Raw genomic sequence first — 13,283 nt, 5'->3', positions numbered from 1 at the left:
GTATTATATGGTTATTGTAAAGCAAAATGCTCATTTGTTTATTTGTAGTTCTATTTTTTTAAATCTAATTATGAAAAACATCAAAATTAAAACATTTGTACTTTCTTTTTTTGCCTTAGTATTAATTACGGGTTTAATGTCGTGTAAAAAAGTTGAGGGAGAGTTGCCTTCAAAATCTTCACACAAGGTTGTTTTTAAACTCGAAGCTTCGGCAGGTAGCAACATTAGTACTGTAGTTTACGGCTATGATAGCCAAATTACTACAGCAACAAGCCTTAGCGGAACCACCTGGACAAGCCAGGAAATTACCGTACCAGCCGGAACCATTTCTATAAACATTGCTGCAAATGCCATGGGTGCCAATGCAAATTCTACTTTAAAAGCACAGATTTATGTAGATGGCGAATTAAAAAGAGAAGGTACCTCTAGCGGAGCAATCTTAAGCGCATCAGCATCGTTAGGCTTGTAGTTGGTTCATTAGTTGGTCATTCATAGTTGAAAATTACCAACTGCTAACTGAAAACTCTTCTCTGAGTCTCGTTCATTAGTCCATTGGGCTTGTTTGGATTAGGTCAAAACATTTTATCATTAAAGTAAAATGTTTTCATACGCTCCTCAACCTATGGACTTTTGAACTTTTACCGCATTAGCCTATTCACCTTCAATATTTGATCTATTGAACCATCAGCTATTGGCAAGCGCAACAACTGATAAACCAATGACTAAGAAACTGATTTCTATTCCCTAATCGACTTTCAGCTTTCCGCCTTTTTTCCCTACATTTGGCTAATCAAAATTCTCAAAAAATTATGCAATACGATGTCGTTGTTATCGGTTCAGGGCCGGGCGGTTATGTAGGCGCAATCCGTTGTGCTCAGTTAGGTTTAAAAACTGCAGTTGTCGAAAAATATAAAACTTTTGGCGGTACTTGCTTAAATGTAGGTTGTATCCCATCTAAGGCTTTATTAGATTCTTCAGAGCATTTTCACAACGCTGCTCACACATTCACTACCCACGGTATCAACTTAAAAGATTTAAAGGTTGATATGAAACAAATGATCGCCCGTAAAGACGATGTTGTTGCTCAAAATACAGCAGGTATCACTTATTTATTCAAGAAAAACAAAATCGATTCTTTCGAAGGTGTTGGCTCTTTTGTAGATAAAAATACCATCCTGGTTACTAAAGCCGATGGTTCTACAGAAACGTTATCTGCTAAAAATGTAATCATTGCTACAGGTTCTAAACCAACAGCTTTACCATTTTTACCAATCGATAAAAAACGCATTATTACCTCAACTGAGGCTTTAAATATTAAAGAAGTGCCAAAAACGATGGTCGTTATTGGTGGTGGTGTAATTGGTTTAGAGTTAGGTTCGGTATACGCCCGTTTAGGTACAAAAGTATCTGTTGTAGAATTTTTACCATCTATTATTGGTACGATGGATGCTGGTTTAGGTAAAGAACTTCAACGTGTGTTAAAGAAAACTTTAGGCATGGAGTTTTACATGGGCCACAAAGTTACCGGCGCTACTACTAAAGGTAAAACCGTAACCGTTACAGCTGATACCCCTAAAGGCGAATCCATTTCTTTAGAAGCCGATTATTGTATTGTTGCTGTTGGTCGTACGGCTTATAGCGAAGGTTTAGGTTTAGATAAAATCGGTATCACTGTTGAAGAAAGAGGCAAAAAAATCCCGGTTAACGAACATTTAGAAACTTCAGTTAAAGGTGTTTATGCCATTGGTGATGTAATTACCGGTGCGATGCTGGCACACAAAGCAGAAGATGAAGGTACTTATGTTGCCGAAACAATTGCAGGTCAGAAACCACATATCAATTATAATTTAATCCCTGGTGTGGTTTACACCTGGCCAGAGGTTGCTTCTGTTGGTTTAACCGAAGAGCAGTTAAAAGAAAAAGGAGTTAAATATAAAGCAGGTTCATTCCCTTTCAAAGCCAGCGGACGTGCAAAAGCAAGTATGGATACAGATGGTTTCATTAAAGTTTTGGCCGATGCCGCTACTGATGAAGTTTTAGGTGTACATATGATTGGCCCACGCGCTGCAGACATGATTGCCGAAGCCGTTATTGCTATGGAATTCCGTGCATCTGCAGAAGATATTGCACGTACCTGCCATGCACACCCAACTTATACTGAAGCCTTAAAAGAAGCGGCACTTGCTGCAACTGATAACAGAGCGATACATATTTAATTGATCGATGTTACTGTCGATTAATTAAAGTTAAATATTTGGGCATGCCCCAAGCTGCGCAAGGGTCGGGCTATACGTTTCAATCTTTTGTTGTGCTTTCAGCTAACCACAAAAGGATTTACACTGCTATCCCTCATGCAAAAATCTAAAGCCGATAAGAAATTGTCGGCTTTTTTAATTTTAGAGTTGTCAACTTTCTAGCAAACTGGTTATTAAAGTTGACAACTCTTTAACAATGACATTTCTTTTCTTGAAACCTCCAATTGAGTGAAGATCTGCATTGTTTGCCCACAAGACTTTATTTTATTCTCTTTATATTTTCTTAATAAAATGATAACAATTAGCGCCTAAAAAATAGCGTTGTATGCGGCTATTTTTGCGGTTCAGATATTAAAAAACCATGAACTGTAAAAAACTATTTGGCGCAATCCTGATTGCTTCATTGGCATTTACTGCCTGCAAAAAAGATCCAACTGATGATCCGATTGTAGATCCTCCGGTGGAAGCCATCGTTCCTGAAAAAATCGACAGCTTTAAAGAAACCGCTTCTATTGATTTAGGTGGAGAATTTGCTTCAGAAATTTCTGCTTACGATCCCTTAACAAAAAGACTATTTGTAGTAAGCAATGATGGGGCTACCAAAGTTGACGTAGTTGATATGAGCAAATACCCAACCCTTACCAAATTGCAAACTTTAACCTTTGCCGGTAATGCGGGCATTAACAGCGTAGCAGTTAATAATGGTTTACTGGCAATCGCCTTAAATGGTGCAGATCCACAGGGAAATGGCGATGTAGTGGTATTAAAAACATCAACTTTAGCAGAAGTAAAAAAAATCACAGTAGGTGCCATGCCCGATATGGTCACTTTTAGCCCTGATGGAAACTATATTTTATCAGCTAACGAAGGCGAACCGAATGATGCTTATACTGTTGATCCAAAAGGAACCATTTCAATCATCAATATCAAAGACAATTATTCGGTTAAAACATTGGATTTTTCGGCTTTCGAATCACAAAAAGCAACACTGCTTGCAGGTGGTTTCAGAATTTATGGCTTAAATGCAAGTTTTACGCAGGATATCGAACCCGAATACATTGCCGTAAGTGCTGATTCTAAAAAAGCATATGTAACCCTACAGGAAAATAATGGTGTTGCCGAAGTAGACATCGTTGCAGGAAGCATCACCAAAATTAATCCATTGGGTACTAGAGACATCAGTTTGGCCGAAAATGCTTTTGATGTAAGCGATAAAGACAATAAAAAAGTTTTAGGTACCTGGCCCATCAAGGCTTTCTATCTTCCAGATGCCATTTCATATTTCAGCACAGGTGGTAATGCTTATTTAGCCCTGGCTAATGAGGGAGATACCAGAGCCTGGAAAGGTTATGATGAGGAAGTTCGTGTAAAAAGCTTAACGCTTGATGCTGCTAAATTTCCAAATGCAGCTACCCTTAAATTAGACGAAAACCTGGGAAGGTTAACCGTAAGCAAAGCCTTTGGCGATATAGATGGCGACGGCGATTACGATGACTTATATGCAACCGGCGGAAGAAGTTTAAGCATCATCAATGCCAACACAGGTGCCCTGGTGGCCAATATTGGTAAAGATTTAGAGCAAAGGGTAATTGATGCAGGTAAATACGACGACGATCGTTCTGACAATAAAGGTGTAGAAGTAGAGGGCGTTACTGTTGCGCAGGTTAACGGACTAACCTTAGCCTTTATTGGGATGGAACGTGTAGATATGATTGCGGTTTATGATGTATCTACCCCAGCGACACCAAAATTTGTTCAGCTTTTCTCAACAGGTGATGCGCCTGAAGGTTTACTGCTTGTTAAACCAAAAGATAGCCCGAATGGGAGAAGTTTGTTAATTGTGTCAAACGAGGCAGATGGTACTGTTCGGTTCTATCAGCCCGATAAAATATAGTCGCGCTATCCTTTATTAATTATTATGTTTTAACCCCGGTTTTATATCGGGGTTTTTTGTTTTTTCTCTTGTCGTCATTTCGACTGGAGCCGCCGGTTTTCATCGGTGGCGAAATGGAGAAATCTACAAAAGGCGATACACCATCTTCTTTAGAAGATCTCTCTCCCGAAAGTTCGGGACTGCGCTACAGTCGAGATGACGATTAACGCATGAATGTATACTTTTATTTTCTCAAGATTAAGCCCTATATTGCGGTACATAATAAAACTTTAGGGGTGCCTTCAAATAAGTCGGCTGAGAATATACCCATTTTATAGGTGAAAGGTAAAAGGTAAAAGGCGGAAGGTGAAAAACCATATGCCCTAAACCTTACACCCTATGCCGTATAAATGAACCTGATCCGGATAATGCCGGCGTAGGAAATTAGTTTGTCTGCAAAAATTGCGTAAAAATGCATACTGCATTTGAAGACTCCTGAAGTTATACAACAAAATGAAGTCTTTCGCAATGAATTATATCAACGTATTAACCATAGCAGGCTCCGATAGTGGAGGTGGTGCAGGTATTCAGGCCGATTTAAAAACCTTTTCTGCTTTGGGTTGCTTCGGTACTTCAGTAATTACGGCAGTAACCGCACAAAACACAATGGGCGTGCGATCCGTGCATGGCATTCCGGCAGGAATCATCAAAGATCAGTTACAGGCGGTTTTAGAGGATATAGTACCTGTTGCCATTAAAATCGGAATGATTAATCGTGCCGAAGTGGTTCAGGTTATCGAAAAGGAATTAAAAACCTATAATCAGTATGTTCCCGTTATTTTAGATCCGGTTATGGTAGCCACCAGTGGCGATCGGTTGATCGAAGCTGATACGGTTACCCAATTGGTTAAAAAATTGTTCCCCTTGGTCACACTGGTTACCCCGAATATCGATGAGGCCATTATCCTTTCCGGGCAAGAAATCCATAACCTCGAGGACATGATTGCTGCGGGCAGAAAAATTATTGAAAAAGGGGCAAAAGCCGTTTTGATAAAAGGAGGACATTTAATCGGGCCAATCATTTACGATGTTTTTATGGCCGGAAAGGAGGCACCTGTGATATTAGAAAGTGCATTTATTGCTTCTAAAAATCTACATGGAACAGGTTGTACACTTTCTTCGGCCATCGCTGCAGAAATGGCTAAGGGCAGCAGTTTATTAGCCGCGATTAAAAATGCAAAAGGTTATATCAGCCAGGCCTTACAAACAGGTAGCGAAGTAAAAACGGGTAGGGGCAACGGGCCATTAAATCATTTTTTCGAACCTTTAAAACTAATTATCCAATGAAATGGAGCGAACAGGCATGGGAACGCGTAAAACCCGTTTATGCCAGGATTTTAGCAATGTCTTTCAATATAGAATTAAGCAATGGCAGCTTGCCTACAGAAAAGTTTATCTTTTATCTGGCACAGGATGCCTACTACTTGTTGGAGTTTGGCCGAACCTTAAGCACCATTAGTAGCCGTATGCAGGATGCAGATTTGGTGATGGCCTTTGCCAGATTTTCTACAGGTGCAATTTTTGCCGAGCGTAGTTTGCACGAAAGTTATTTTGTAGAATTTGGTTTAGCTAACCAAGTGCAGCCGACTCCATCTACACTGTTGTACACCAGTTATATCCTTAGTCAGGCTGCCTATGCCAATGTAGAAATTGCAGTAGCGGCTGTTTTGCCCTGTTTCTGGATTTATAAGGCAGTGGGCGACCATATTTTTGCACAGCAAAATGGCGATCAGAATCCTTACAAAAGGTGGATCGATATGTATGCAGGTGTCGAATTTGCTGCTGCAGTAGAAAAAGCGATTGATATTGCCGATCAACTGGCAGCGCAGGCTAATGCAGCCACTAAACAAAAAATGCTGGAGGCTTTTGATATGGCAACCCGTTTAGAATGGATGTTTTGGGATAGCGCTTATGGACTGGAAAAATGGAAAATCTAAGATTTTAACCAGGCGAGCTGTAAATATTTTGATAAAATGTTAAAAACCTGTCGGTATTTCCAATAGATTTAAAGAACTTTGTAGTTCATTTTATAATTTAAAACATCACTTTGGAAGAAAGCAGGCAAGAACAGGGCATTTTAAGTAAACAAGAAGATAAACCTGTATTAGCGCAAAGCTCTCCAAAACAAGTACGTTTCGCCATATCTGCCTTTTACTTTATGCAAGGGGTTTGTTTTGCCAGTTGGGCCAGCAGGATACCAACTTTTAAGGCGTCGATGGGCCTGAACGATGCAGAATTAGGTTCCATTCTTTTTGCATTGCCCGCAGGGCAGATTATTACAATGTTTTTTTCGGCAAAACTGACCACTCATTTTGGTAGTAAGAAAATGCTTGTGGCAACTGCACCGCTTTATGCAATTGCATTAACTTTTTTAGCACTTGCCACAACCGGTTGGCAGTTGGCTGCTTTTTTAGTGCTGTTTGGTATAACTGGTAACCTTTGTAACATCGCTTTAAATACGCAGGGTGTTGCAGGTGAGAATTATTACGGCAAACCGATTATGAGTTCTTTCCATGGGGCCTGGAGTATTGGTAATTTAACCGGGGCTTTAATTGCGCTCGGACTGGTTAACCTAAAATTAGGTATGTATAGCCATTTTTGGATTATTGCACTGCTATCCTTAAGCAATGTTGCCTTTAACCGGAAAAAGTTACTGAACTATAAAAAACCAGATGCCGTGGTGGAGAAGACCAAGTTTTTTACCATGCCGCAGGGTATTTTAGTGTTGCTGGGTGTTATTGCCTTTTGTAGCATGGCCACCGAAGGCACCATGTTCGATTGGAGCGCTATTTATTTCGAAGATGTTGTGAAATTACCGCATAATAAGGCCATTATTGGTTATGCATCGTTTATGTTTATGATGGCCAGTGGCAGGTTTTTAGGGGTGTTTTTAATCGGTAAATTCGGGCGGAAAAATCTCCTGCAAATTAGTGGTGCCATTATATCAATAGGGATGGCGCTTGCCGTCATATTTCCAAATATCATCGTCGCCATTTTTGGCTTTATGCTTATTGGTCTGGGTGTTTCGAGTATCGTGCCAATGGTATACAGCATAGCAGGTAACAATAAAAAAGTGCCCGCTGGTAAAGCCATCACCATGGTTTCGAGCATTGGTTATTTTGCATTTTTATTTGGCCCGCCATTAATAGGCTATGTATCGCAACTATCAAGCCTGCGTTATTCTTTCGGGATTATTTCTGTTTTTGGTTTGCTGATTACTTTCCTGATCACAAAAATAAAAGCAATAAATTAGGTGTTAACGAGGATAAGCAATAAGTGAAATATTCTTTCATTTGGTGCACAAACCCTTGTTCGTAAATTCAATTGGCGGGAACACGAAGTGCAGCGGAGTAAAGCATAAAGCGGAACTTTCAGCCTTCAAGAACCACAGGCTAATCATTTCCTAATTTCAAAACACTACTTTTCGTTTGGAGCGCAATACCTGTACATTACAAAAAGTTTCTTCCCGTTTTACACTTTTACGCTTCGCTGCCTCGTTCCTCGTTGCTGCAGGGTAATGTTTCAACCGGGGCTACGTGGCCAGAGCAACATTTCATTTGTAGGGTAAAATGGAGCGCAAACCTTTGTTCGTAAACCCGATTGGAGCGGACACGAAGTGCAACGGAGTAAAGCGTAAAGCGGGACTTCCAGCCTCCAAGAACCACAGGCCAATCATTTCCTAATTTTAAAACACTGCTGTCATTTGAAACGCACTCATTGCTACGGAGTTCGCTTATTACTTGTATTCTACTCTTTCTTCACCAATCCATGTTCTTTCAGGGCTGCAATAGCCAGCTCGATTAACCTTAAGTTTTCGTCCTGATGCCCATGCTGTACCTCTACATTAATATAAGGAATGTTATTTTGCATGGCATAAACCGAAAGCGAACCATCGTTGGAAACAAATTTAGATTGAAGAATTACATTTACATTCGCCTTTTTTAAACTGCTGAATAACCTTGGCTCGGTGACGTAAACAAGATCATCGCCATCCATCTGGAAGTTGATATAAACGGAGTCGGCCGTGCTGGCTAAATCGTAACCGGGCAAATAAGAGGAAATACCGAAGCCACCATCGGCATTGTTATGTAGTGTTAAAAAATAACCGGTCGCTTTTGGATTGTAAAAATCAACGATCTGTTTGCCCGCGTTAAGGATTGCTTTTTCAACTTCGTTTGAGCTGAAAAGATCTTTTTTTAACCTTGTTTTTACGCCTACTTCAGTGTAAATGGCGTTGGGGTCTATACGATATTGATCATCCATATAGGTGAAATAATAGTCTCTAACGCTACCATACTGACTGTCGATGAGCTCGCCGCCGCTCCAGCGGATATAATCAAAACCTGCTTTCACACCAGTATCTTCATTGTCGTGAACGACTAAAAACTTAATGCCATTGGGTTTGTAACTGTACTTTACCAGTGTAATATTCAGATTTGCCACCTTAACGAATACCGAATCGGAAGTCATTGCAGGGAAAACTGGCGGGTGTTGTGCTTTAACCAAAAGGGTGGAACAAATGAGGAACAGGCTAAAAATGAATTTAAACATAATGCCTAATATACAATGTTGCTGCATAATTTGTTTGAAGACAACATTGTATAATTATCTGGGCATGAAACAAATGACAAGAAGTCAAGTTTTTAAAACTTGACTTCTTTGAAAGGCCATAAAAAAGCCCCGATTTGGGGTCGGGGCTAAATTGATTGTTAATCTGGATGTTTATTAATGTCCGTGATCTAAATCGTATTCGTTAACATCTTTGTGATCATATGGTTCCACCATTAACTCATCGATGGTTTTTCCTTTTTTGTTGAAACCAAGGCGCTCTAACATTCTATCGAACATTAAGTACACTACCGGTACCACAATTAAGGTTAAGAATAATGAACTGGTTAATCCACCTACGATAACCCAGGCCAAACCATTTTTCCATTCGGCACCTGCACCACTTGCCAGCGCAATTGGAAGCATACCGAATACCATGGCGATGGTGGTCATTAAGATTGGTCGTAAACGTGCGTGGTTGGCCAAAACAAGCGCTTCCTTGGTTTCTTTACCTTCAGCCTTTAAGTGGTTGGTAAAATCGACCAGGATAATCGCGTTTTTCGCTACCAGACCCATTAACATGATTAAACCTAAAATGGTGAAGATACCGATTGAGTTATTGGTTAAAGCTAAGGCTAACAATGCGCCGATTACCGCTAAAGGCAGCGAGAACATTACCACTAACGGATAGATAAAACTATCGTAAAGCGCAACCATAATCAGATAAACCAATATGATCGAAGCCAGTAAAGCGATACCTAAAGTACCAAAACCTTCACTCTGGTTCTCCTGATCACCCGCCCAGCTATAACTTACGCCAATTGGGGCTTTAAGTTTGCCATTTTTTTGCAGCTCTTCTAGTTTTGCCTGGAACTCAGCAACCACAGTTCCTGTTGGTCTACCAATTGACTGGGCCTTAACGGATACCGAAGTAGATTTATTTAAACGCTCTAACTGACTCGGGCCTGAACCTTCAGTAATGGTTGCAAACTGTGATAACTTAATCTGTTTACCATCGCTATTTACAAAAATCAGGTTTCGAACGTCATCAATGTTCTGGCGGTTAAAGTTTTGATACTGAATATTGATATCATACTCGTACTCCCCTTTACGGTATTTACCATCGGTATTACCCGCAAAGGCCGTTTGCATGGTAGAACCTACGGTTTGTAAAGTTAGGCCAACAGCCGACATCTTATCGCGGTCTACCTGAACGTTGATCTCAGGAGTTCCTTTTTCTACCGATAATTTAATCTCTGTTGCACCCGGGATAGCGGCAAGTACTTTTTGCGCACCTTCGGCATATTTTAGGGCACTATCTAAATCAGAACCCATTACCACCAACTGGATTGGTGCGTTTTCTGCAATACCCAAAATACTGATCGGAACGGTTTTTACTTTTGCCCCAATTAATTCTTTAGCCAAAGCACGGCTCATTTTCGTGGCGAAAATATCAGAAGAAACACCTTCACGCTGATCGCGTTCAACAAGCTTCACGTTGATCTCCGATTTATAAGCAGTAGCCTGTGTTCCACCAAAATCACCGGTCGATTGTCCAACAGTAGTAATTAATTGTGTAATTTCTGGTTGTTTATCTAAGAAAGCTTCTGCTTTTTGCGTTAAGAAGTTGGTTTGCTCTAAAGAAGCATCTTTTGGTAACTCTAACTGCACCAGGAACTCCCCTTTATCTGATTTAGGGAAGAACTCCGATCCGATAAAACCACCTACTAATAATCCACATGAGCTAAAGAACATCACCACAACAATAATTAATGTTAAGGCTTTGTGGTTTAACGACCATGTTAAAATACTGGTAATCCAAAGGGTAAATTTCTTTAACTGTTTTTCGAACCAAAGAATGAAACGGCCGAACAGGTTTTTACCTTCAATACGTTCTAACTTACCGAAACGAGAGAAGATCAATGGTACAATGGTAAATGAAGCCACTAATGAAAGTAGGGTAGCTATAATTACCACGATGCAGAACTGACGTAGAATGTTCGAAACCAAACCTGTACTTACCGCAATCGGGAAGAACACCACCACAATTACGAAGGTAATGGATACAACCGTAAAACCGATCTCTCTTGTCGCATCAGATGCTGCCCTTACCTTGTTTTTACCCATTTCCATGTGACGCTGGATATTTTCCAGTACCACAATCGCATCATCCACCAGGATACCTACCACGAGTGATAGTCCCAATAACGACATTAAGTTTAAGGTAAAACCAAATAAGCTGATTCCGATAAAGGTAGCGATTAATGAAACCGGAATCGATACCATTACAATTAACGCGTTACGTAAACTGTGCAGGAAGAAAAGCATTACGAAAGCCACGAGGATAACCGCCAGGATTAAATCGTGGATTACCGCATCAGCTGATTCTAAGGTAAAGATTGAACTATCGTTAACAATTCTGATGTCTAATTTATTTGCTGCGTATTCAGTTTTTAATTTGGCAATAATGGCATGTACACCTTTACTCACTTCTACCGCATTCGCATCACTTTGTTTAATGATCTGAATAGCAATAGACGCTTTACGATCGATACGTGCCAGTTTTTCGGTTTCTTTTTGCGAATCCTGAACGTCGGCCACATCACCTAAACGGATTTGAGCCCCATCTTTAGTGGTCGTTAAAACCAGGTTTCTCAACTCTTCCATGCTTCTGTATTTACCCGATAAACGGATCAATACATCCTGGTTTTGGGTTTTAACACTTCCTGTAGGGAAATCTAAGTTAGAGCTTAAAATTAATTGCTGTACCTGTGGAACAGAAAGGTTATAACCTTGTAATTTATCAGCATTTAACGAAACCTGAATTTCGCGTTCCGAACCACCAACCAGGTTTACCTGTGCAATACCACTTACCCTCGAAATTACCGGCGCAATACGTTTATCAATTAAATCGTAAAAGGTAATATCATCCATATTGGCCGATGCCGACATGGTAATTACAGGTAAATCATCCAGAGAGAATTTACTCAATGATGGTGTTTTTACATCCTCAGGCAGATCAGAAAGAATGGCATTTACCTTTCTTTGTGCATCATTTAAGGAAATATCGATGTTTGCTGCATCAGTTAAGGTGATGGTAACCGTAGATAAACTCTCAAACGATACAGAGTTTATTTTCTTGATGTTTTCCATCGATGATACCGCATCCTCAATCTTTTTGGTTACGGTATTTTCAACCTCGTTTGGTGAAGCACCAGGGTAGATGGTCGAAATAGATACTACGTTGTTAGAGAATTTTGGAAGTAATTCATAACCCAACGAAAAGTAACTTAGTAGCCCAAGCAGGGTCAGTGCGGTAAACACCACAATAACCAGCGAAGGCCTTTTTATAGATATATCTGTTATCTTCATTTTAATTAGTATTGCGTTTTGCGTAAATATTGGCCCTTCACTTCGACTCGCTCAGTGCAAATAAGCTCAGGGTGACAAACTGTAAACTGAAAACAGCCAACCGGACTATTTTACGATACTAACGGCAGTACCTTCAGTTAAGTTAATCTGTCCGCTGGTGATTACAGTTTCACCTTCTTTTAAGCCATCAAGAATTTCAACATTGTCTCCTAAAATACGGCCAGCTACCACATTGCGGGTTTTAGACGTATTGTTAGCTTTATCCAATACAAAAACCTGGTTGCTGCTTACACTACCTACAAATGATGTACGTGGAATAAGGATGCTTGGCGCCTGTTTAGGGAATTTAAATATGGCAGTTCCGTACATACCGGCTTTTAAAGTGTTTTTTTGACTGTTCTCTACTTCAATTTCGATCGGGAAGTTTAAAGTTGCATCGGCTTTGGCAGCGATGAAAGTTACTTTTCCGGAGAAATTATCCGTTGGGAAAACCGAAGATTTGATGTCGATCTGATCGCCGATTTTAAGATTGGCCACCTGCGATTCGTTCACATTTACTTTTAGTTTTAATTTAGAAACATCAACCAATTCGAATAACTGTGTACCCTGCGTATTTACAAAGGCACCCACTTCGATATATCTTTTGTTTACGATACCGTTAATAGGTGATTTTATATTAGCATCACTTAATCTTCTTTGCGAAGCCTGTAAGCGAAGTTTTGCATTTCTTGTAGCCAGTTTAGCCTGATCTAACTGTTGTTGAGTAACACCACCAGTTGAGAATGAGCTTTGGTATCTGGCCTCATCTCTTACTGCATTCTGGTAGTTAGCCTCAGCAGTTTCTCTGTCGGTATTGATAATTTCGGCATCAACACGGGCTAAAACCTGCCCTTTGCTTACACGGTCACCCTCATCAACATAAATAGCCGTAACACGACCTGCATTTTCTGATAAGAAGTTAAGTTCTTGTTTAGGAATAAAGTTTCCGTTTGCACTGAAATCTAAATTCACAGCTTTTCTCTCTACTTGAGCAACACGAACGGCAACAGCGCCACCACCTTTAGCAATGAAAGCAGTTTTTTCTTCGTTCTTCTTTTTATTGTTGCTTAAAACATAAGCTATTGCACCAAGGGCAACAACAACTACGATAATGATGGTAATTACTCTTTTCATTT

At 40.1% G+C, this 13,283-nt stretch carries 10 protein-coding genes; 7 read left to right on the top strand and 3 right to left on the bottom strand.

Going from position 1 to position 13,283, the window contains the following annotated elements; all coding sequences use genetic code 11:
- The first annotated feature begins 70 nt into the window (after positions 1-70).
- The 7 genes from AC07YT_RS23895 (at position 71) to AC07YT_RS23865 (ending at position 7,441) form a co-directional block, all read left to right on the top strand.
- Entirely contained in the window at positions 71-469 is a 399-nt protein-coding gene (locus tag AC07YT_RS23895) for a hypothetical protein (RefSeq protein ID WP_086548979.1), read from the top strand.
- A gap of 340 nt (positions 470-809) precedes the next feature.
- Positions 810-2,216 (top strand): dihydrolipoyl dehydrogenase, encoded by a 1,407-nt coding sequence (lpdA, locus tag AC07YT_RS23890; RefSeq protein WP_086548980.1) that lies wholly within the window; start codon positions 810-812, stop codon positions 2,214-2,216.
- 400 nt (positions 2,217-2,616) lie between these two features.
- Positions 2,617-4,149: a choice-of-anchor I family protein gene (locus AC07YT_RS23885; protein WP_086548981.1), complete on the top strand. Its 1,533-nt coding sequence runs from the start codon at positions 2,617-2,619 to the stop codon at positions 4,147-4,149.
- 68 nt (positions 4,150-4,217) lie between these two features.
- A complete protein-coding gene (locus AC07YT_RS23880; protein WP_494945560.1) occupies positions 4,218-4,355 on the top strand; it encodes a hypothetical protein in 138 nt (45 codons plus the stop codon).
- Between the two features lie 286 nt (positions 4,356-4,641).
- Positions 4,642-5,475 carry a bifunctional hydroxymethylpyrimidine kinase/phosphomethylpyrimidine kinase gene (thiD, locus tag AC07YT_RS23875; RefSeq protein ID WP_494945559.1) on the top strand — a complete coding sequence of 278 codons (834 nt, stop codon included), beginning with the start codon at positions 4,642-4,644 and terminating at the stop codon, positions 5,473-5,475.
- Positions 5,472-6,125, top strand: a complete 654-nt coding sequence (locus AC07YT_RS23870) for a TenA family protein (protein ID WP_086548982.1) — start codon at positions 5,472-5,474, stop codon at positions 6,123-6,125. Before thiD ends, AC07YT_RS23870 begins: the two co-directional genes overlap by 4 nt.
- 110 nt (positions 6,126-6,235) lie before the next feature.
- Positions 6,236-7,441 (top strand): MFS transporter, encoded by a 1,206-nt coding sequence (locus tag AC07YT_RS23865; RefSeq protein WP_086548983.1) that lies wholly within the window; start codon positions 6,236-6,238, stop codon positions 7,439-7,441.
- Positions 7,442-7,935: 494 nt separating this feature from the next.
- Here the strand turns inward: AC07YT_RS23865 and AC07YT_RS23860 are convergent, their stop codons facing one another.
- From AC07YT_RS23860 to AC07YT_RS23850, 3 genes are all read right to left on the bottom strand, one after another.
- Complete coding sequence (locus AC07YT_RS23860) at positions 7,936-8,739, bottom strand: hypothetical protein (RefSeq protein WP_086548984.1); 804 nt, start codon at positions 8,737-8,739, stop codon at positions 7,936-7,938.
- A 174-nt stretch (positions 8,740-8,913) separates the two neighbouring features.
- Complete coding sequence (locus tag AC07YT_RS23855) at positions 8,914-12,108, bottom strand: efflux RND transporter permease subunit (protein WP_086548985.1); 3,195 nt, start codon at positions 12,106-12,108, stop codon at positions 8,914-8,916.
- Between the two features lie 105 nt (positions 12,109-12,213).
- Positions 12,214-13,281 carry an efflux RND transporter periplasmic adaptor subunit gene (locus tag AC07YT_RS23850; RefSeq protein ID WP_086548986.1) on the bottom strand — a complete coding sequence of 356 codons (1,068 nt, stop codon included), beginning with the start codon at positions 13,279-13,281 and terminating at the stop codon, positions 12,214-12,216.
- Between the last annotated feature and the right edge of the window lie 2 nt (positions 13,282-13,283).

It is taken from the genome of Pedobacter sp. GW460-11-11-14-TSB4, from assembly GCF_059423705.1.
This window is presented reverse-complemented; position numbering and strand designations above follow the sequence as displayed.